We start from the raw sequence: 21,481 nt of genomic DNA on the forward strand, positions 1-21,481 counted from the left end.
GACCAATTATTTTTATGATCCTTTATCCAAGTGATTTTACACGACATCGACATTCATTTATGATTTAGATCAGCTCGATCAATATCGAAAGAAATCCCTCCTCTCAAACTCACCCGTTTTCTGAATGCAGGTCACTATGCCGGATCTTTCTGCGAATACTTCAAAAAACATATTTTCTCCATCTAATCCCCAGAGCGCTCAAATCGCGGAAAAGATCTGCACTAAAATTCAAAAGGAAAAACTAACACCGGGCTCTTTTCTGGGAACGGTTGAAAGTCTGACAGATCAATACGGGGTTTCGCGGTCTGTCATCAGAGAAGCCGTAGGAGCATTGCGCGGATTAGGCATTGTTACCGGACGTCCCAAAGTAGGGATATCGGTCGCTCAGGGAGACGTTGGTTCGATCCTGGAAAAAGTTCTGATCCCCCAGATGTCGCAACACAAAGGCTGGATGGAGATCGCGCGGTTTCGCGTTGTGATTGAAATCGGAGCGATGCCTCTGGTTGTGGAAAATATCCAGCCGGATCAACTGGATCGTCTTCAGCAAATCGTTTCTGAACAGGCCGAACTGCTGGCGAGCCAGAAACTGGATCCGAAATTCCAACTGAAGGAATTTGTAAAGCAAGATATGTTATTTCACGAAATTCTCCTGGCCTCAGCCGACCAAAGCCTGATTTCCCAGTTTCATCAAGTCGTAGTAAATTATTTTCAGCAGGGAATTCAACATTTTCCTCAACCGACTCAATTGTTTGTGGAAGACCACCAGCAGATCATTGAAGCCATCAAAGCCGGTGACCCCATTCTTGCGGTCGAACAAATGACCCGCCATCTGCAGCCGGTACTGACCATGATCAGTTCGCTGAAGGAGTTCTGACCAGGATTTTAAAGAATCCGGACCTTTGGCAATCGTCAGCAGATTGCCATTCACAATTGCAAGGATTATCCCATGAAAACAATCCTGTCTGTTCTAATACCGTTCTGTATGTTCTCCCTGGATTGTCTGGCTGATGATCCTGTTCTGGAAATCGGCTCGCGTCGTGAACTGTTTGTAGATCGATTTTTGATCGATGAACTTGAACATGCTGAACTGAAGCTGCATCCACCGCAACTCATGCCTGCTGTGACACCACCGCGGCCTCACGGTCATTACGCCACAGTCCTCAAATCAGATCGGGGGTATCAGTTTTACTACCGCGGAGATACTCAACCAGGCAATCACTGGAAGAAAGGCTGGGAGCAGTATCACGATGGAGAAGTTACCCTCTATGCCGAGAGTCCTGATGCGATTCACTGGACACTGCCGCATCTTGGCATTTATCCGGATCATCCGACATTTCCCCAGGGCAACGTTGTGCTGATGAATGAGTTTCTGGTCAATCATAACTTCACTCCCTTTATTGATACCCGCCCCGGAGTCCCTGAATCTGAAAAATACAAAGCACTGGGAGGACTCGCCTATCAGCCCAATCAGCATCTGGAAGTCAAACAACGCCGCGGGCCGGGGGGGCTCAAAGCATTTGTTTCTCCCGATGGAATCCACTGGAAACCGCTCCAGCAGGAACCAGTCATTCCGGAAGAGTGGGGAAAATACTTTGATTCACAGAACTATGCATTCTGGTCTGAAAGTGAACGGGCTTACGTCTGTTATTTCCGTCGTTTTATCAAAGGCTATCGTGGCATTGCCCGCACCACCTCACAGGACTTCATTCACTGGACACCGCTCGTAAAAATGCAGGCAAATTTACCGAACGAACACCTTTATACGGCCTGTACGCAACCCTATTTTCGGGCCCCGCATATTTATTTCGCGCTGCCCACCCGATTCATGGCTAAGCGAGGATCTGCCACCGATATTCTGTTTATGAGTGCCCGGGGAAATTCCCAGTTTGATCGGGAATTTACTCAATCGTATATCCGACCTGGTATCGGCCAGGACGGCTGGGCCAACCGGGCCAACTATGCTGCGATTGGTATTCACCAGACCGGTCCCGCAGAAATGTCTTTTTTCCTTACAGGCGGTCGACGTTATGTGACGCGACTGGATGGAATCGCTTCCGTCAATGCGCCTCTCAACGGGGGAACGCTGGTGACGAAACCATTACAATTTGCTGGTGATGAACTGGAGATCAACTATTCGACCAGTGCCGCCGGTCAGATTCTGGTTGAGTTGCAGGACGCTGCAGGAATTCCCATACCCGGTTTTTCACTGGATGATTGCGAACCGATCTATGGTGATCACATCGCCCGCATCGTGAAATGGAAACAGGGCTCCAATGTTTCCAGCATCTCAGGCAAACCAGTCCGGCTTCGTTTTAAGATGCAGGATGCTGACTTGTATGCGTTGAAATTCAACCAACGAAAATAACGTTTTTCAATATAACATTTCAGTAAAAAGTGGAATTGCTGCCCCGATTCGGTTTTGAGCAATATCCTGAGTCGGTATGCTTTAAACGTGACACGAATTTTCGCTTTTACGTATGAAGGATTCCGCTATGAAACCGTTTCGGGGCATGTCCCTTTTCGCTTTATCACTACTTTTAATTTCAGGTTGTGCTGATAAGCCCACCCAGAACGAGCCGGTTGCCAACCAGGCAAAGAAAACAGAGCAATCAACGGATACTCCTAAAGCGACAGTACCTGAAAGTGAAGTAAAACTGGCGGAATCCCTGAAAACGCTGGGAGCAAAACTGAAACAGGATCAAGCCGGTTATGTGATTGAAGTCGATTTTCGTGGCACAAAGATCGATGATGCAGCCCTGAAAGAAATCGCAGGCTTATCGCATCTCCGTTCTCTGCTGTTAAACGAAACTCCCATCACTGATGCAGCATTAGAATCGGTGGGAAAAGTCACGACGCTGGAAAACCTCGACCTGCGAAACTGCTCGTTAAATAACAAAGCGATCTCATATCTGACGGGGCTTTCGAAACTCAAAGCATTACGTCTGTCCGGCAACTCGGATATTGACGATGACGCGATGGCAGACATCAATCAGCTGACCAACCTGAAAGCGTTAATGCTCGATTTCCTCTGGGTCAGCGGTGATGGTCTCTCACAGCTGAAGGATCTGAATAAACTCGAAGAACTCTATCTGGCAAAAACACTGGTAGACGATGATGGTCTCGCAACACTGACTCAATTCCCCAAACTGAAGAAAACACGACTCTCACAGAATCAGATCTCAGACGAGGGGCTGGCAGTCTTCGCAAAGATTCCGCAACTGGAAGAAATCGACCTGAGTGAAAACAGTCTGCTTTCAGATGCAGGCATGAAACATCTATCCGGACTGGGAAAGCTGAAAAAACTGAATCTGTGGCGTGTCGGACTGACCGATGCCGGAGTCGAACCGTTGCAGGGACTGACCAGCCTGGAATGGTTAAACCTGGATAATACCCGCCTGACCAATGCAGGACTGAAATATCTGAAAGACATGCAGAAACTGGAATTCCTGCATCTTGGTTCGACCGCAGTCTCGGATGAGGGATTAAAACATCTGGAACCACTCACCAGTCTCAAAGAACTGAAACTGACACGAACGGCGGTCACAGAAAAAGGGGTTGCAGAACTGAAAAAGAAACTGCCGAATACCGAGATTCAGCTCAAGTACATCGAAGGCCAGTAGCCCGGCTCACTCACGATTGAGGAGCCGGACAGAACTGGATGGCTTTCTTAATTAGACCACTTCCCAGCCGGCACGGTACTCTTTCGTGATGTACTGGTCGGCTTCGGGACAGTTGGTGGCTTTCAGGCTGGCAGCATCCCAGTCCAGTGCTTTCTTGGCACGGTAGGAGACATTGCCCAGCAGAACCGATTCGGTCAAAGCGCCAGAATAATCAAAGTTGCAGGTTGTGGGTGAACCATCTTTACAGGCTTTGATCCATTCCGCATGATGTCCGATTGACTTCGGAATGCTCTGCTTGGGAGGGGTGAAATCAGCAAATTTTTCCTTGGGGAATAATTTATAGCTGCTGTAGTTGGCAAACATACTGCCTTCCGATCCCACAAACATCACCCCGCTGCCGGGAACGCGTTCGCCGGCGACTTTTTTCGGAATCATGTTTCCATCGTACCAGGTCAGGTTGACCGGAGCCAGATCCCCTCGCTTGGGGAATTTGTAGCGAACGGTCAATCCGTGCGGGCAGGCTTCCGGATGAACTTCCGGACCTTCTGCTTCACAGTGGGTGGGATGACGTAGCTTCAGGGCCCAGAAAGGCAGGTCCATGTAGTGACAGGCCATATCGCCCAGGGTTCCCTGACCGAACTGCCACCAGCGACGCCATTGAGCGGGATGATAGCGTCCTGCTGCATAAGGACGTTCAGGCGCGGGGCCCAGCCACAGATCCCAGTTCAGATTCTTGGGAGGTGCCTGAGTTTCCGTTGGCAGATCCCCGCCTCCCCAGCCTTTACCAACCCAGACGTGAACTTCACCGATATCTCCCAGGACACCGGACTCCACGATTTCAACCACGCGACGATAATTATCGCCAGCATGAATCTGTGTTCCCAGCTGAGTGGCGACTCCCTGCTTTTTCGCTTCTTCTGCAATGATACGTGCTTCCTGAACCGTATGGGTCAGAGGCTTCTCACAATAAACGTGCAGCCCTTTGCGAATGGCACGTATCGTCGCGGGAGCATGATGATGGTCGGTCGTACCAATCACGACCGCATCAATTTTTCCTTCTTCGCTTTCCAGCATCTCACGATAGTCGGCATACAGACGGGCATTCGGGAAACTGGCTGAGGCACGATCGAGATAATTACTGTCAACATCGACCAGCGCGACGATATTTTCGCCTTTGACGCCATCCACATCTGCGGCGGCCCGGTTAGCAGTACCGATACAGGCGATGTTCAGTTTACCGTTGGCAGACTTTGAAGCGGCCGGAGCAACTCCTGTCCAGACACCCGCTGAAATCGCAGCGGCACCAGCAGTGGTGGTCTTCAGAAATTCGCGACGGCTGAAATTTGAATTCTTTTGCATTAATCAATCCCATTAAAGAGGCCAGCCCACTGGTTTCGCGACTGGCAGGTGTGAGTATTGATTGACTGTCAGTAGTCAATTCACCATGGTTCGGCAAGTATCTGCTATGCACTTCCTACGTGCCAGCAATCAATTTGCTGGAGGTTTCCCAAATGAAACCGGCAGAAAACAGAAACAGACCTCACCCCATAAATTAATATTCCTTATTTATGGTAATTTGAATCACAGCCTGTGACCATTCCAGATCAGGCCTGTTTTTCACATTCTTTGAGAAAGAACTGTTTGAAATAGCACGACATCAGAGCTCAAACCCTGTTCAATTCATAATATGAAGGATTAGAGGGCTACTGAGCTTTCTGTGTGATATAGACCATTTTCGGTCCACGTTCGATCTTGCCTTCCACAATTTTGATGTCGATTGTCTGTTCCCCTGCGTGTAATTTCACGTTCTGAAAGACATGTTCGCTTTTACCAGCCGGTACCTCTGCATGAAACAGATCGTGCCCGACCTGCACAGTCAATTCGGCTGTGGCCTCATCGCGTTCTTTGCCAAACAGCACTTTGATATCATAAAGCCCCGTCTGTTCAATGGTGACCAGCCAGTGACCTCGCGCATCACTGGTCCAGCCTTTCCCCTTGGGACCTGAGTAACGCCAGTCCTGACGCGTGAGAACCGTTGTCTCTTCTTTTGGATTCCCGATATGAATTCGGGGCGGCGCGTAATTATCAGGGCGTGTCGAACTCACATCTTGAAACCAGTTGTTGTACTGCTCTGTCATGTGGGACGCCAGCTTTGTTTTCGCAGCCGCCAGATCCTGGCGTTCTGCCGGATCGTTCTGAAGATGAAACAGCTTGCCCGGTTCATCCGGTTTGGAGAACGTCATTTTGTAATCTTGCGTCACCACCGCAGCATTCGTGCGGGGTTGAGGTTCATCCCCCCGATGCCACTGCAGAAACAGAGACCGTTCGGGCCACTGATCCGCTTTATTCTTAAGGAGGGGTAACACATTGATGCCGTCCAGTTTCAACCCTGCTGGTTTTTCAACACCGGTTGCCGCCAGGATAGTGGGAAACAGATCGTAATGGGCGGCAATGGTGGGGTTCACAGTGCCCGCTTTCAGTTGAGCCGGCCAATGCGCGATTAATACGGAGCGGATGCCCCCTTCATTCACACTCCCCTTTGCTCCGCGGTGTTCCCCCACATATCGGGGACCATTCGGTCCATTGTCGTTTAGAAACAGGACCAGTGTATTATCCAATGCGTCAATCTTCTTAAGATGCTGAAAAAGCTTGCCGATATTCTGATCAATATTTTCGATCATGGAAAAGACACGCGATGTTTTATCAAACTGTTTTTCATTTTTGCGTTTCGGATTCATATCAAAGCCGTAAGCGTCTGTCAGATCCATCGCCTGATATTTTTTGCGGAGATCTTCAGGCACATCATGAAACGGACCGTGCGGTGCGTTGGTCGCGATATACATGAATGTCGGCTTGTCCTGCGATTCGTTCTGCTCAAGGAATTTCAGCGCGTGATCAAAATAGATATCCGTGCAATAGCCCTGCATCTGTTTCTTCTCGCCATTGTGGAACAATACCGGATCGGTATATTTCCCGGCTCCTTCCGGTGGGTCGCTGGGCTGCCCAATGCCGCCTCCCCGATGTACGAGCACTTCCTGAAACCCCTGGTCCTGTGGCCTGAGGGGATACGAATCTCCCAGATGCCATTTGCCGAAGATTCCCGTGCGGTAGCCTGCAGGAGCGAGCGCTTCGGCGATGGTTACTTCAGTCGGTTCCAGCATCGCGCGACCGATGTAAGTGTCAATAGCCCGGGTGCGATAGTTGTAACGCCCCGTCATCAGATTGGCACGGGTTGGCGTACAGACCGGACTGACATAGAATCGACTGAGTCGCGCCCCGTTGGCAGCCATCGCATCCAGGTGAGGCGTATTCAGATGTTTGTTTCCCTGGAAGCCATAATCCCAGCCCCCCTGATCGTCAGTCATGATCAAAATCACATTGGTATGCTGCGCCGCTTGAAGTTGCGTCGCCAGCAGAGAGACAGTCAACACAATCAGCAAAGCATAAACAATTCGACAGTGGCTCAAGTAAGGCATGGTATCGGATCCGGAGGCAAGGATGAAAATACTGAACGCAGGTTTTCTGGAGTGAATCTCGTGGTCCCAGACAGTCAGAGATTACAAATCAATGGAAGGCTCTGGTATAATCTCAGTCTATGCATTTCGTCGGGACTCTGCAAACAGATTCTTTGCCGCCTCCCCAAAAAGCAATTTACCTTTCTAATTTGAAAGACGGGAACCCATGCAAGCAAAGCGCTTCTGCTGCCTGATTCTGTGTCTGACCGCAATCCTGAGTACGGCTCGGGCTGACGAAAAACGCCCCAACATCCTCTATATCATGTCTGACGATCATGCCGCCCATGCCATCGGCGCTTATCAAAGCAGACTGGCGGTGCTGAATCCAACCCCCACACTGGACCGTCTGGCCAGTGAAGGCATACTGCTGAAAAACGTATTCTGTACGAACTCGATCTGCACTCCCAGCCGCGCCACTCTGATGACGGGGCAATACTCGCACGTCAACGGCGTGACCACACTGAATGGTGCGATTGGACCGGAACAGCAGCACCTGGCGAAACTCATCAAATCAGCCGGTTATGAAACTGCGATGATCGGCAAGTGGCATCTGAAAAAAGAGCCGGCTGCGTTCGACTTCTACACGGTACTGCCGGGCCAGGGTAGTTATTTTAACCCTGTCTTTCGGGTTCGTGGGCCCCTGCCCTGGCCGAAAAACGAATTCCGTACTGGCGGATACGACTCAAAACATTCTTCCGATGTGATCACAGATCTCTCTTTGAAATGGCTGAAGAACCGCAAACAGAAAGAGAAACCGTTCTTCCTGATGCATCATTTCAAAGCCCCGCATGATAATTTTGAAAATGCGGAACGTTACGACTGGCTCTACCAGGATGTTGTCATTCCCGAACCCGACTCTCTCTGGCATCGTGGTCAACATGGACCGTTGCACCATGCACTCTATGGCACTTCGATCGGGCTTCGCAATGAGAGACGTAACATGGGCCACCATATGTTTGTAGATCCGCTACTCTCTTCTGAACAATATACACGGGAAGCGTATCAGCGTTATCTGAAAAAGTATCTCAGATGTGTGCGCGGCGTTGATGATAATATTCAGCGTCTGGTGGAATACCTGAAACAGACAGGCGAGTTGGACAACACGATCATTATTTATACTGCCGACCAGGGTTTCATGCTGGGGGAACATGACTATATCGACAAGCGCTGGATGTATGAAGAATCATTACGGATGCCTTTCATTGTACGCTATCCGAAGTGGATCAAGGCGAATTCGAAAAATGAAAACATCATCAACAATGTCGATTTCGCACCAACCCTACTGGAAATGGCAGGTGTTGAGAAACCTGAATTCATGCAGGGACGCTCATTTCTGCCTGTCCTGAAAGGTGAGGATGCCCCTGCAGACTGGCCCGAAGCAACCTACTACCGCTACTGGATGCATATGACGCATCATGACAACCCGGCTCACTACGGAATTCGCACGAAAAACTATAAACTGATTTTCTTCTACGGCCTGCCTCTGGATGCTCCTGGTGCGCTAAAAACTCCCACAACCCCACATTGGGAACTCTATGACCTACGCAAAGACCCCCATGAAATGCAAAACGTGATTGCAGACCCCGCTTACCAGGATGTGCTTGAGAAATTGAAAGGCCAGTTAAAGAAACTGAAAGCACAGACCGGTGACACCGACGAGCGCTACCCGGAACTGCAGGCTCTCGGCAACGCATCCTGATATTTACCTGTTGGCATTTTTGGCTGAGTCTGTTTCAGTAAACAGTTTCGTTAAGGCGTCAGAGATCGATACTTCGCCGTAGAGTCGCTCCGGATTGACATTTCCCAGCGTCACAGCCAGTTCCCCCTCTCGATTATAAATTTGGCAGAAAGGGAGAGTGCTGCCTTCGATGCCAAATTTCTCGTCGCGTATTGCATCAGGTTTCACAGTGCTGATAAAGTTCTCGAAAGGGGCACGCTGTTCGGTAAGATATTCCTTCACGACCTTGCGATTGCTCTCATTATCTTCATCGAGGTTGATCGCCAGAATCACCAGACCTTTATCGGCATACTCCTGGTGCCATCTACTTAAGTGGTGAAACGAATCCAGGCACATTGGACACCAGGTCGCCCAGTAATCAACAAACACTACTTTCCCGCGATGTTTCTCAATTTCCGCCGGCAGGGTTTCGGGGGTGATTTCCTTCAGTTGAATTTCGACCGCTGGCAATGATTGAATCACAGCCTCACGCGCGGTCAACGGTTGTGCTTCCGTCTCCTGCTCTTGTGACTCACCAAAACTGCAGGCAGTCAGTAGACAGAGCAATGTTGAGCAGAGTATCAGTTTTCGTATCATGAATAGTACCATCGTGTCCGGAACCAGATCAGAAAAATCAGTCAGTTACAAATAAAATATAATAAAATCATTCCAGATGAAAACGCTGCATGACGTTGTGGATTTCACGTTGTTTCTGTTTCGTCGCTGATTCCAGCTTCAACGCCGCATTTAAATAACGGGCGGCATGTGCGGGTTGATTCTGTTGCAGATAAATATCCGCCAGCGCCAGATACGAAGGCAGATGCTCGGGAGAGAGTTCAATCGCATGTTCATATGACTGGATTGCCCGCTCTGCATCCTGTTTGCCCCACCAGGCGTTCCCCAGGTTATGATATACACCGACCTCGAGATGCTGTAACTTTTCATCCAGCAGTTCCAGTGACCGCTGATACAGTTGAATCGCCTGGTCATATTGCTGCATTGTCACCAGATCGTTGGCTTGGTTGATCAGTGCCCCTGTGAATTCCGGGTCGATTGCCAGAGCCCGCTCGTAACAGGCAATTGCTTCCGAAAACTGTCCATGACTGGCGTAAACCAGTCCCAGATGCACATGCGCGGTCGGCGAACTGGGATTCGTATTGACCCATTGCTGGAAAAATGTCTCTTCATTCTCAAAATAAAAACCGCGAATCCCACTGATACAGGCCAGGCACACGCCCGCCAGCAGACCTGTAATCACAAACAGTTTCCGAACCAGAAAACGATCCCAGTACTGACTGACGATTGACGCAAACAGCGCCAGCGGAGCCAGCATCGCCAGGAAAACGTAACGCTCTGAATAAAAGCATTCCTGTTCCAGAATATTGGATGTCGGCAGAATCAACAGCAAAAACCAGGCTCCCCAGAAACAGGCAGTCCGGGCCAGGACATCTGATTTTCTGAACACAAAATAGATGAGTATTCCCGTCAGCAGCAATGCGACTGTAATACGCATTGGATCGAACCAGACATCAATGGGTGGCTCATACACCAGTTCTACAAACGGAACAAAACTGGTCTGCAGCGAATACAGTAGTGAGTAAAATGGCCCCAGTGGCTGCTCTGCCAGCATGAGTTTTACTTCCGTACCGCTGAACAGTAGCCAGCGCAACAGCAGATAACCCGCTGTGAGTAACAGAAAGGGGGCATAACGCCGTAACCAGTCGATCTTCTGTTTCTGCTCTGGAAGACCCGTCAGTTTCAACCGGTCAGCAATCACAAATAACACAGGCAACACAATCGCCTGCTCTTTCGCAAGAAATGCAAGACCACAGGTTACGACGGCCCACCAGTAATACTTCTGTGTCCCTTTCAGGAAACACCAGGTCGAGAGCAGTATCAGAGCGGCAGGCAATAATGTTTCACGCCCCGACGAGACAGGATAGACGCAGGAAGAAGCCGCGGGATGCAGACCAAACAGAGCTACAACAAACAAAGCAGGAACCGGCTGAATTCTAAACACGGGCAGACGAATCAGCAGCCACGCTATGCCCACTGTCATACTTGCCAGCAGCGCATTGAACAGATGAAACCAGCGGGCATCATCGCCGTGTAATGTTTTCTGAAGGATGATTGATGCCCGGGTCAGAGGTCGATAGTAAGGCAGTGTTGGAAAACTGGGCTCTGTGAAGATCATGATGAGATCGTCGAATGATTCCAGGGGCTGCTGTGCCAGTACCTGTTCGGAATCGTCATACAGAAACGTGTTCGAATAGAAGGAGCCGTACAACGCGAAGATAACTGAAACGACTGCCAGTAAAATCAGAGTTTCCGCTTTGCGAGTCATAACAGCCTGTTCGGACGAGAATATTTTTCCAAGTTGTCGACTGAATCAGCAGTTTGGATACAGGACCTTGAACAGATAAGATACCTGATCCTGCAATGTGAATACAACTAAAAACGAAAACCGCCCGCTCCTGTATCAGGAAAAAAGGAACGGGCGGGTTAGCTACACTTTGATCTCATCAGAGTTGGCTTTACGTGTTTCAGTTCACAAACTGCTCAATATTACTGATTGATACTGACGACATTCCCGTCACTGAAAGTATGTAGGCTCTGCCAGGTAGGTCCATCAATGCTGTCACCAACAAAGTGCACCGACCCATCCACCATCAGAACATGTACGCCACCAACGTGCCAGCTGCGGGCAATCCCGGAGTTGGAACCAGCGGAACTGGTTCCGTTACAACCATTCGGCGTCGACAAATTGAGAATCGTATAAGCAGTACCACCCAGTGCGGGTTCTGCCCAGCCATATTTGGCCTGATTCCCCGTACCAGTAAAGCCACAATTAGCTGTCTTCGTCCTGTTCTGAGCAAACTCAGAGAATGAGATCGTATTGGAAGTCCCGTCGGTGATCAGACGCAGTTTCATCGCGGGATGGGTCAACGCAGTACCCAGTTCATTTAACTGTCCGTTTCGTTCGGCAAACACTCCGGATGTTCCATGCTGACCACAAAAACCCGAAGGATGCGTTGAGCCGGCTCCCGGATAATTATGCGTCGCCAGACCATTATTATTGACAGATGAGTCATGAGTACGATTGTCACTGGGGCAGATGTAAACAGGAATCTGGTTGGCTCCTGCAGGTAAATTTGTGGCATCATCATAACGCAGACTCATATTCATCTGATTATAAATATTCGCCTGATCGATATAAGGCAGCAACATGGTATGCAGCGTATGAAAACTGTGTGGAACTCCCGTCGTATTATGTGCGGAAGCAGTATAGGTGCCGCAGCAACAACCTCTCCCGTTCGGGGAAATACTGGCCCGGGGAAAAACTCCCGTTGTACGATCGAGATAGTTAGCCAGTGCCAGACCAATCTGCTTCAGATTATTTTTGCAGGTACTGCGACGGGCCGCTTCACGGGCCTGCTGCACGGCTGGCAACAGCAATGCAATCAGAATTGCGATAATCGCAATCACCACCAGAAGCTCAATTAATGTAAATGCCTTGCGTTTCATCTAGGGATCTCTCCTTCTTAGAAATGAATAAGTTTTAATTAGTAATTAATGACGAAACAGTTTTTGACACACTGGCAGAAAATGCTGTCTTAAAAAGTCATTGAGCGGCGAATGATACTGACTTGATAGAGATCTACTGTGGAAGGGCTTTTTTATTCTGTTGTTGTGACAAAAATTTAATCGTTTCGTGGTTGGGTCAGTAAGACAGCAAAAAAACTACACCATTTAAATGCCTGAAAAGGTCTATCCTTTAAGCTGAAAACAGTCCTCCATTTTACGTGTAATCGTAATACTTGTGAGCAACTGACCTGATTACCTGAAACTTATCATTCGTTAAAAAAGTACCGGTCCGACTGGAGAGAGCACATCAGACTCGAACCAGTGAGAACGGATATAATTCCCAGAGAAGAAGGATGAAAATCTGTCTCTGATCTGTGTTCTGATTATTTAGAAAAGATCGCTTTAATAATAAACACCGGGATTTCATGCAGGTTTCGTATCTTTGTTAATACTGACAACCAGATTTCCCTCTATTAATTCAACCAGTACCCGGGACTGGCGTCAAGACGATCTGGCACAAAACACGAAATACACACATTTGTACACACTCAAGGTTATCACAGGCAAACGTAAAAATGAACCTGAAAACGGAATATCCACTTTCAGGTTCATCATTTTCCAAATCAAACCCATTGCGAACCAATGGGATCAATATCACTGATTGATACTGACGACATTCCCATCACTGAATGAATGCAGGTACTGCCAGGTAGGACCATCAATGCTGTCACCTACAAAGTGCACCGACCCGTCTACCATCAGGGCATGTACGCCACCAACGTGCCAGCTCCGGGCAATCCCGGAATTCGATCCATTGGTCGAGGTGCCATGACAACCGTTGGGAGTGGACTCCCGACGGATCGAATAAGCCGTACCTCCCACAGCAGGTTGTGCCCAACCATACTTCGCCTGATTTGTAGTACTGGTAAACCCGCAGTTAGCTGTTTTCGCCCGGTTCTGAGCAAATTCTGAGAAACAGATGGTATTAGAAGTACCATCTGTGATCAGCCGTAATTTCATGGCCGGGTGAGTTGGTTTATCTAAAGTGGGATGCAACTGTCCGTTCCGTTCGGCGAAGACTCCCGAAGTTCCATGATAACCACACAGACCATAAGAATGGGTCGAGCCGGCACCAGGGTAATTGTGCGTCGCCAGACCGTTATTACTGACCGATGAATCATGGGTCCGATTGTCGCTGGGACAGATGTAGACAGGAATCTGGTTGGCTCCTGCTGGTAAATTTGTGGCATCATCAAAACGCAGGCTCATGTTTATCTGATTATAGATATTGGCCTGATCGATATAGGGCAGCAGCATCGTATGCATGGTATGGTAGCTATGCGGAACGCCAGTTCTGTCTACCGGAGCTGAAGAGGAATAGCTCTGACAACAGCAGGTTGCACCGGCGGGAGAAATGACAGAACGAGGAAATACACCACTCGTGCGATCAATGTAGTTGGCCAGAGCCAGGCCAATCTGCTTCAGATTGTTCTTACAGGTGCTGCGACGGGCTGCCTCACGAGCCTGTTGTACCGCCGGTAGAAGCAATGCGATCAGAATGGCAATGATGGCGATCACCACCAATAGCTCAATTAACGTAAATGCCTTGCGTTTCATAAGTAAACTCCTTTACAACAATTAAAAAATAATAACGCATAGTCTGGGATAACGATTGGGAATACCAAATCGCTTCACACGAAATATTAGATTTACGATCAACTCTTCACGCGGTAAAAACCCCGCCAGAGAAAGTTGCCTTCGTCTTCTACTGTGTTAATTTGATTGACTGTGCTGGCAAGCCAGACCAGTGTTTCGCTCTTATTATTTTTATGCAGCGCAGAGCCCTGAGTTCATGTTTTAACTCAGGGCACTCCGGCTCTTTTGAAAGGAATTTGTTTATTTTGAGGTTAACTCAAAATCAAAAGTTTTATTGGTTTCTGTGACTTCGGCTACAAGTTCACTTTGCGCGCCATAATTTTTATAAGGGCCCGTTTCAAAGGCGGCTGCCCCCTCTTCTTCTGCTTTTTCATCTTTTTTCTCATTGACCATCACTGCGTATTTCGCCGGGTACACATTTTCAAGGCTGTACTTGCCGGCCGAATCGGTCGTTGCAACATACTGTCGATATTCAGCAGGTGCCCCTGCATCGAGCCTCTTAAAAATTACTTCTACACCATCAGAGGGATTGCCATCCATGGTGATTGTTCCGGTAACCGTAACAGAGGTTCCAAGATCAGCTGTGGGATCACTACCACAACCAGAGAGAGCAATAAGAGAAAACAACAGAACTGAGTACAAAGCTGGTCGCACTTTGGTGTCTCCTGAATCTTAGAAGGTCGTAAATTCGAATGAATGATTCACAAGAAATAAATTAGAATGTTTGATGTGCTGCCTTTAGGCTACCAAGAAAAATTCATAAAGGAAAGAATTTTTTTATAATAGATATAAAGAAAATGTTATTTTATAAAAATTCATAACGAACATTTCCGCCTGTACAGTACGTGATAATTCGGCTTTAGAGAATCTGTAATACCTGAGAGATTACGGAACTGCTGAAGCAATGCATCCGATTAAATGGGATAGATAAACGGTGCGATCGCGCTGCCACTGATGAGTATCAGCAGGCCAATCAACAGAAGCGCGATAATGATCGGCGCTAACCACCATTTCTTGTTATGCTTTAAAAAATCCCAGAACTCAGCCAGGATTCCGGGAGCCTTCGATTCAGATTGCGACAGGAAATCAGACGTCTGTTCTTCAGATGCATTCGATTGTGAATCGGACTGTTCTGACATTTTCTTACCTCTGATTTCTGTTACGTAATCGGTAATTTCAACCCGCATCAAAACTGACGAAAATAATCCCGTTCCCGCCTGGTGCGACGTTCTGACTTCCAGTAGGAGGTCGCCTGCGAATCAAAGCGTCTGCCAATCAGATCATGTCCCAGCAGTCGCAAGGCGAGTCCGATCGGTGTGATCAGCAGATAATATACCACAGCAATCAATAGACAGGAAACAATCCAGCGAACGGGGTACAGCAGGATCATCCACCCCAGATAAACGGGCTTGATCGTTGCAGGAGCGATGAGTCCAGACACTACGATCAGCAACGCCATTCCCGTCAGCGTCACTGCCAGGGGAACCGCGGCTGTCGCGCGAAAGCTGACAAATGCAATCAATGCCAGCAGGCAGCCCACCGCCACTGAGAAAATCCGCAACTCGCGTGGTGCAGGTTTCCAGTTGATTTCTGCTAATGCCATCTTCAGGTTCCGCTTTCTTAAGTCATGATCGATGAATTTAATCCAGCGCGAACTCATCCAGGTGCTGGTCATCTTCAAAGGTCCGCGCATCAGGTTGCTCTGACTTGAGAATGATAAACTGTTCGAGCACGAGTACGTCCATATTAGTTGCCATAAAACACTGATACGCGTCCTCCGGCCCGCAGACAATCGGCTCGCCACGCACATTAAAACTGGTGTTAATAATGACTGGTGATTCGGTCAACTTTTCAAACGCGGTTATCAATTTAAAATACCGTCCATGACGATCCGCGTCGACCGTCTGCAGTCGAGAAGAAAAATCGACGTGCGTAATTGCAGGCACACTGGATCGAACCTGTTGCAGCTTCTGCAGACCTGTAAGCTGCGCACTTTCTGCGGGCAGCGTATTTCGCTGATGTGTCTGTACGTCGGCAACCTGCAGCATGTAAGGACTGTCTACATTGGGAGGAAAATCAAAATAGTCAGCGACCCGGCTTTGTAAAACCGAAGGAGCAAAAGGGCGAAACGATTCTCGAAATTTGATTTTCCGGTTCATGATCGACTGCATCGTTGTACTGCGCGCATCGCCGAGAATACTCCGCCCTCCCAATGCACGTGGCCCAAATTCCATTCGCCCCTGCATCCAGCCCACCACTTTCTCATTCGCAATGTAACCGGCCACTTCGTTACAAAGTTCTTCTTCATCCTGGCGATAATGGTACACCACGCCACTCTCATCCAGAAATTTCCGAATCTGATCCTCAGAAAAACGAGGCCCCAGGAAACTTCCCTGCTGCTGATCTTGGGGTCGAATCGTGCGCGGTTTCCTGAGCAGTTGATTCCAGATAAACAGGGCCACCCCCAATGCGCCGCCTGCGTCTCCTGCAGCCGGCTGAATCCAGATTTCTTCAAAGGGGCCTTCCCGCAGAATCTTGCCATTCGCCACGCAATTCAAGGCGACTCCACCAGCCATGCAGAGCCGCGACTGTCCGGTCTGTGCATGCACGTGCTGCACCATTTTCATCAGAATCTCTTCGGTTACCATCTGGATGGATGCAGCCAGATCCATATCGCGCTGCGTGATTTGCGATTCCGGCTGGCGGGGTTCACCGCCAAACAGCTGATGGAATTTTCTGGAAGTCATGGTCTGACCATGACAGTAATCGAAACAGGATAAATCGAGGCGAATCGATCCATCAGGCTTGATATCCACCAGATTTTCACGAATCAGACTGGCATACCGGGGTTCCCCATAGGGAGCCAGGCCCATCAGTTTATATTCGCCCGAGTTCACCTTAAACCCGCAATAGTATGTAAATGCCGAATACAATAGTCCGACGGAGTGAGGAAAGTAGAGTTCGCTCTGGATCTCGATCCGGTTTCCCCGACCGACTCCATAGCTGGCAGTCGCCCATTCTCCCACACCATCCACGGTCAGAAAAGCCGCCTCTTCGAACGGTGAAGGATAGAAAGCGCTGGCAGCGTGTGACTCATGATGCTCTACAAACACGATCCGCTTGTTGTACTGCTGATTCAATCCGTCGTTGATCACACGGGGAAGATGCAGCTTGGTTTTGAGCCAGCTGGGAATCGTATTCAGAAACGCTTTGAACCCCCACGGTGCGAAAGCCAGCGTTGTTTCCAGCAGACGTTCAAACTTTAAAAACGGTTTTTCATAAAAGCCCACAAGATCGATCTGATCGGGTGTCAGGCCTGCTTCTTCCAGACAGTACGCGATTGCCTGTTCCGGAAAGGCCGCATCATGTTTGATGCGGGTAAACCGTTCTTCCTGGGCAGCAGCGATAATCTCACCATCCACAATAATGGCAGCTGCTGAATCATGATAGAAAGCGGAGATGCCCAGAATCGCGGTCATGCAGAACTCAGTCCGATATTTGAAAAACCAAAGCGTGTGGAAACGGTATCAATTGGAACACCGTAGTACCACAAATAAAAGTGAACCTGCAAGAGCGGTTATTGCCCCGTCCCCTGAATCAGTGTCCATTCTCTCTGGATTGGCAGATCTTTCCATTCTTCGCGGCTGCCATCGGGCCAGGTGAGTACCAGGCTTTGGATTGATGTCGCATTTCCTGCAGGTACGATCACACGTGGATCGCTGGACGCCTGATAGCTGCCTCCAGCCGGAATGACCAGGATCTGTTCCACATCGTCGGTCACAACTTTCAGAGTACACCCCAGCGGTTCCCTCGCGCCTTGCACACCGATGAATCGCAGGCGCACGCTCTTGCCTTGCGGAGGACTCACATTTTGCAGGAGTGCCGCCGGTTTGATTTCATGCGTTGCCAGCAGGTCGGCATCGCCATCGTTATCGATATCACCGGCAGCAGTCGCGCGTCCCAGAAATTTTGATTGAAAATAGGGCCCCGCATTCTGCGAAACATCCTGAAACCGCTTTCCCTGCTGATTATAAAAGAGCTGTTGCGTCATTTCGTATTCATGCTCGGTTCCGAGTCCACTTAGATCCCAGATATGCCCGTTCGCAACAAACAGATCGGGCCACTGATCCAAATTGAAATCGGCAAAGATGGTTCCGAATGCCAGCATGGGTCGTGATGTCGTATCCAGTCCGAGACGGGAATTGGTGGTCACGTATCCGCCGACTTCCAGTTGTTCATAGAAATCATTGGCCGCGTTTTCAAAATTTGTGACGAACAGATCCAGCAGACCGTTGCGATTGAAGTCGGCACACGCGATGCCCATTGACGACTGCGGTTCCCCCTGGTCCCCCACAGCAACCCCCAGTACCAGCGCCTGTTCCTCGAATTTCAGGTTTCCCTGATTGATAAACAGAAAATTATCTGATGTGTCATTCGCAACAAAAATATCGAGCAGGCCATCCCGATTCAGATCAACAATCTGCACTGCCAGCCCTTTACCCCCGGTGGGCTGAATGATGCCTGCCGACTCTGAGCGATCCACAAACCGACCATCCCCCCGGTTCTCAAACAATAGATCCTGCTCCGCAATTCTGCCAATCGGCCCGCAGGAAATCTTCACCCGCTGAGAGCCGATCGTTAAATAGCAGGGTGGATCTTCGCGGGAATACTCGACATAGTTGGCGACATACAGATCCAGGTCTCCGTCTCCGTCCAGGTCCCCAAAGGCGGCACTGGCTCCCCAGTGGTCATCCCCCGTCAGCGTTGTGTCCGTGATGTCAGAAAAGGTGCCATCTCCGTTATTTTCCCAGAAATAATTTTTCCCATACGTGCATAAATAGAGGTCCACAAACCCGTCATTGTTATAATCCCCGCAGGCAACCCCCATGCCAAAGTCAGACCGTTCTACACCTGCCGCCGCAGCGACGTTTTCAAATTGCAGTTCTTGCGGGAGCTTCCCTGTGGATCGAAACAGCCGATGCACTTCGCCTGCTTCTTCAGCCGGACGATCAAAATGTGATCCATTGGAAAGAAACACATCCAGACAATGGTCGCCATCATAATCAAACAGCGCGACTCCGCCTCCATTCTGTTCCACCATGTAATGCTGCGGACTGGGATTTCCATAATAGGTAAAATCAATCCCACTCTGGTGAGCGATATCGACAAATTGAAACGGAGACGCCTTCGCAGTAGCCTGCGTAGACGACCTGTCTACCTTTATGACGGGTGTAGCCTGACTGACCGACGATTGACCGGGTTCTGATTTCGTCTGTTCACAACCGCTGATATGTGTAATACACAACAGGAACAGCAGGACCGGAAGTCGGTGATACATCGTAAACGGAACCAATTTCACCTCACCCCTGCTACTGTAAGAAATTTGAATTCGACTGGCTGTCAGATCATTATTTGTAAGAGTCCACTCAGATTCAATCGATTTATATGATTCTTCTTCGAGAGCGACGATGAAGAATACCGGACAGGCAGCTCTCAATCCAAATCAGGATTGATTTGCTTTCCCTCAATAAACATTGTTAAATAGGATCATACAACGGTTGCAGTACCGAAGCGAGTCAATCCTCGGCGGAATTCCTTCTGTAGATCCCCGGATACGGGTTGGCATAGTAAGATCACCATCAATGAATGACATTGCTCTTATTGAATCAAATGAAACATCACATTCATCTGAAAATGTTGGCAGACACTCATTCCTGAAAGTCGTCGTCTTCTACCTGATTCTTCTGCTTCTCGTGTTCTCCCACTGTCTGTCTTATCCCCTGCTGGACTGGGATGATGAGATGCATCTCACGCAGAACCCTTACCTGAATCCCGATTCACCTGGCAACCTGGGAACCACGCTGCAAATACAGGGTCAACATATTCAAGCGACCCCCTGCTTCAAAACCGCTATTAAATATGATGACGATTTTGCCCCGCTTACTACAACCTGGCAGAATCATTACAACAACTGCAACAATCTACCGCAGCTCTATCTGCGTTGAATACGAAAAGAAACTGGTCCCCGCAGGATCGGAGCCGGCATAAGATATCCAAAATCGAATTGATTTGTATCAAAAACAATAGAATCCTTATGATGACAAAAGATATAATCAAAGGCTCACCCTTCTGAAACCTTTTCCGTCAGATCGAAACTCCCTTGAACCAGTCTTCCGATAATACATCCAGTCAGAACACAACCGAGAACACAGGGCGCAGCAGGAACAAGACCATTCTGTTTCGTTTCGCCGCTCTGGGAGTAGGGCTGCTGCTCAGCCTGATTGTCGTTGAAACAGTCGTACGTATCTTCCATGTCGAACCTCCCCGACTGATTTCCAAGCGACAACTGACTGAACTCACCGAACTGACAAATCAGAATCCGATCACCTACTATCAATGCTATCCCGACAATCCTCACGAAGAGTTCTCTCCCCTGCCCGATACTACACAGGGCAAATGGGAGCTACTGACTTATACAATGAATCCCCAACCTCTGCCCCTGGATCGTTTGAATGAAACCCCCTGGTGTGTGAAATACATGCATTCAACCAAGGGAATCAGGGACCGCGAATATCCGGACGAGGCTCCTGAAGGAGTAATGCGGATTGCCTGCGTGGGAGACTCGTTTGTCTTCGGCGAAGGCGTTCCCATTGAAAAAACCATCTCCCGTCAACTGGAAGCCCAACTGGGGAAAAACTATGAAGTCATCAACGGTGGTCAGGTTGGTGCAAACACCATGGATGAACTGCAGATCCTGGCAGCCATCGCGCAGGGAGCGGACTGCCATCGGGCGATCTTTGTCTTTATTCCGAACGACATTCCATTACACCCGCGACTCGCGGACCGTCAGAAGTACATCAACGACCTGGTCCAGATCCGCGATCAATACCTCGACGATTACAAAAAGAACAGCTGGCATGGAGGCAATCTGAAGTCCGTTGCCCTGCTGACCGCTCCCTTCGAAATGGACAAAATTAAAAGAGAAACCGTGCAGTGGTATCTCGACTCGTATAACCCTGAATTCAACAGAGAAAACCTGCGAGTTTTCAAAGAGACCATTCAGATAATACCTAAGATCCCGGGCTGCCGCTCCGTATTCGTCATCTATCCCCTGATGGAAGGTTTTGAATCGGAGTACCCTTTGAAACCGATTCATACCCAGGTCGCGGCGCTGGCAGAACAGGCAGGCTTACCCGTGCTGGACCTGACCACCGCTTTTGCAGGACAGAAGACTTCAGATCTATGGGTGCATGCCACAGACCATCACCCCAACGGTAAAGCCAATGCGATCGCGAGTAAGGCCATCATCGAATGGCTGAAAAAGGATGTCCCCTGGTTTCTTGAACCAGACCAGCCGTAAGAGACAAAATCAAATTCCGGTTTTCAAC

General features: G+C 49.1%; 17 protein-coding genes. 6 read left to right on the forward strand and 11 right to left on the reverse strand.

Going from position 1 to position 21,481, the window contains the following annotated elements:
- Positions 1-136 precede the first annotated feature (136 nt).
- From GmarT_RS23575 to GmarT_RS23585, 3 genes are all read left to right on the forward strand, one after another.
- Positions 137-874 carry a FadR/GntR family transcriptional regulator gene (locus GmarT_RS23575; RefSeq protein WP_044239035.1) on the forward strand — a complete coding sequence of 246 codons (738 nt, stop codon included), beginning with the start codon at positions 137-139 and terminating at the stop codon, positions 872-874.
- A 72-nt stretch (positions 875-946) separates the two neighbouring features.
- Positions 947-2,365: a hypothetical protein gene (locus GmarT_RS23580; RefSeq protein ID WP_085997370.1), complete on the forward strand. Its 1,419-nt coding sequence runs from the start codon at positions 947-949 to the stop codon at positions 2,363-2,365.
- Positions 2,366-2,492: 127 nt separating this feature from the next.
- Positions 2,493-3,620: a leucine-rich repeat domain-containing protein gene (locus tag GmarT_RS23585; protein ID WP_002647760.1), complete on the forward strand. Its 1,128-nt coding sequence runs from the start codon at positions 2,493-2,495 to the stop codon at positions 3,618-3,620.
- A 51-nt stretch (positions 3,621-3,671) separates the two neighbouring features.
- Here GmarT_RS23585 and GmarT_RS23590 read toward each other — a convergent pair whose 3' ends face one another.
- Together GmarT_RS23590 and GmarT_RS23595 are read right to left on the reverse strand one after the other, a co-directional pair.
- Positions 3,672-4,979 carry a Gfo/Idh/MocA family protein gene (locus GmarT_RS23590; RefSeq protein ID WP_002647759.1) on the reverse strand — a complete coding sequence of 436 codons (1,308 nt, stop codon included), beginning with the start codon at positions 4,977-4,979 and terminating at the stop codon, positions 3,672-3,674.
- Between the two features lie 344 nt (positions 4,980-5,323).
- Positions 5,324-7,096, reverse strand: coding sequence for an arylsulfatase (locus GmarT_RS23595; protein WP_002647758.1), 1,773 nt, complete (start codon positions 7,094-7,096; stop codon positions 5,324-5,326).
- A 205-nt stretch (positions 7,097-7,301) separates the two neighbouring features.
- Here GmarT_RS23595 and GmarT_RS23600 point away from each other — a divergent pair, with 205 nt between their 5' ends.
- Complete coding sequence (locus tag GmarT_RS23600; RefSeq protein WP_002647757.1) at positions 7,302-8,834, forward strand: sulfatase family protein; 1,533 nt, start codon at positions 7,302-7,304, stop codon at positions 8,832-8,834.
- Between the two features lie 3 nt (positions 8,835-8,837).
- On the opposite strand, the gene GmarT_RS23605 is transcribed toward GmarT_RS23600, so the two are convergent.
- The 9 genes from GmarT_RS23605 to GmarT_RS23645 form a co-directional block, all read right to left on the reverse strand.
- Positions 8,838-9,449: a TlpA family protein disulfide reductase gene (locus tag GmarT_RS23605; protein ID WP_002647756.1), complete on the reverse strand. Its 612-nt coding sequence runs from the start codon at positions 9,447-9,449 to the stop codon at positions 8,838-8,840.
- 67 nt (positions 9,450-9,516) lie between these two features.
- Positions 9,517-11,196, reverse strand: a complete 1,680-nt coding sequence (locus tag GmarT_RS23610; RefSeq protein WP_002647755.1) for a tetratricopeptide repeat protein — start codon at positions 11,194-11,196, stop codon at positions 9,517-9,519.
- Between the two features lie 221 nt (positions 11,197-11,417).
- Positions 11,418-12,377 carry a DUF1559 domain-containing protein gene (locus GmarT_RS23615; RefSeq protein ID WP_002647754.1) on the reverse strand — a complete coding sequence of 320 codons (960 nt, stop codon included), beginning with the start codon at positions 12,375-12,377 and terminating at the stop codon, positions 11,418-11,420.
- Positions 12,378-13,091: 714 nt separating this feature from the next.
- Positions 13,092-14,054 (reverse strand): DUF1559 domain-containing protein, encoded by a 963-nt coding sequence (locus GmarT_RS23620; protein ID WP_002647753.1) that lies wholly within the window; start codon positions 14,052-14,054, stop codon positions 13,092-13,094.
- Positions 14,055-14,333: 279 nt separating this feature from the next.
- Positions 14,334-14,747: a carboxypeptidase-like regulatory domain-containing protein gene (locus GmarT_RS23625; protein WP_149303313.1), complete on the reverse strand. Its 414-nt coding sequence runs from the start codon at positions 14,745-14,747 to the stop codon at positions 14,334-14,336.
- A 260-nt stretch (positions 14,748-15,007) separates the two neighbouring features.
- Positions 15,008-15,232 carry a DUF5989 family protein gene (locus GmarT_RS23630; RefSeq protein ID WP_149303315.1) on the reverse strand — a complete coding sequence of 75 codons (225 nt, stop codon included), beginning with the start codon at positions 15,230-15,232 and terminating at the stop codon, positions 15,008-15,010.
- Positions 15,233-15,279: 47 nt separating this feature from the next.
- On the reverse strand, positions 15,280-15,768 hold the full coding sequence (locus tag GmarT_RS23635) for an SxtJ family membrane protein (RefSeq protein ID WP_157158971.1): 489 nt from the start codon (positions 15,766-15,768) through the stop codon (positions 15,280-15,282).
- Positions 15,734-17,572: a carbamoyltransferase family protein gene (locus GmarT_RS23640; RefSeq protein WP_002647749.1), complete on the reverse strand. Its 1,839-nt coding sequence runs from the start codon at positions 17,570-17,572 to the stop codon at positions 15,734-15,736. Before GmarT_RS23640 ends, GmarT_RS23635 begins: the two co-directional genes overlap by 35 nt.
- A gap of 98 nt (positions 17,573-17,670) precedes the next feature.
- Positions 17,671-19,431, reverse strand: coding sequence for a CRTAC1 family protein (locus GmarT_RS23645; RefSeq protein ID WP_149303319.1), 1,761 nt, complete (start codon positions 19,429-19,431; stop codon positions 17,671-17,673).
- Positions 19,432-19,735: 304 nt separating this feature from the next.
- On the opposite strand from GmarT_RS23645, the gene GmarT_RS23650 reads away from it, so the two are divergent.
- Positions 19,736-20,098, forward strand: a complete 363-nt coding sequence (locus tag GmarT_RS23650) for a hypothetical protein (RefSeq protein ID WP_002647747.1) — start codon at positions 19,736-19,738, stop codon at positions 20,096-20,098.
- A 155-nt stretch (positions 20,099-20,253) separates the two neighbouring features.
- On the forward strand, positions 20,254-21,453 hold the full coding sequence (locus GmarT_RS23655) for an SGNH/GDSL hydrolase family protein (RefSeq protein ID WP_002647746.1): 1,200 nt from the start codon (positions 20,254-20,256) through the stop codon (positions 21,451-21,453).
- Positions 21,454-21,481: the final 28 nt, after the last annotated feature.

It is taken from the genome of Gimesia maris (genome assembly GCF_008298035.1).
GTDB classification, from domain to species: Bacteria; Planctomycetota; Planctomycetia; order Planctomycetales; family Planctomycetaceae; genus Gimesia; species Gimesia maris.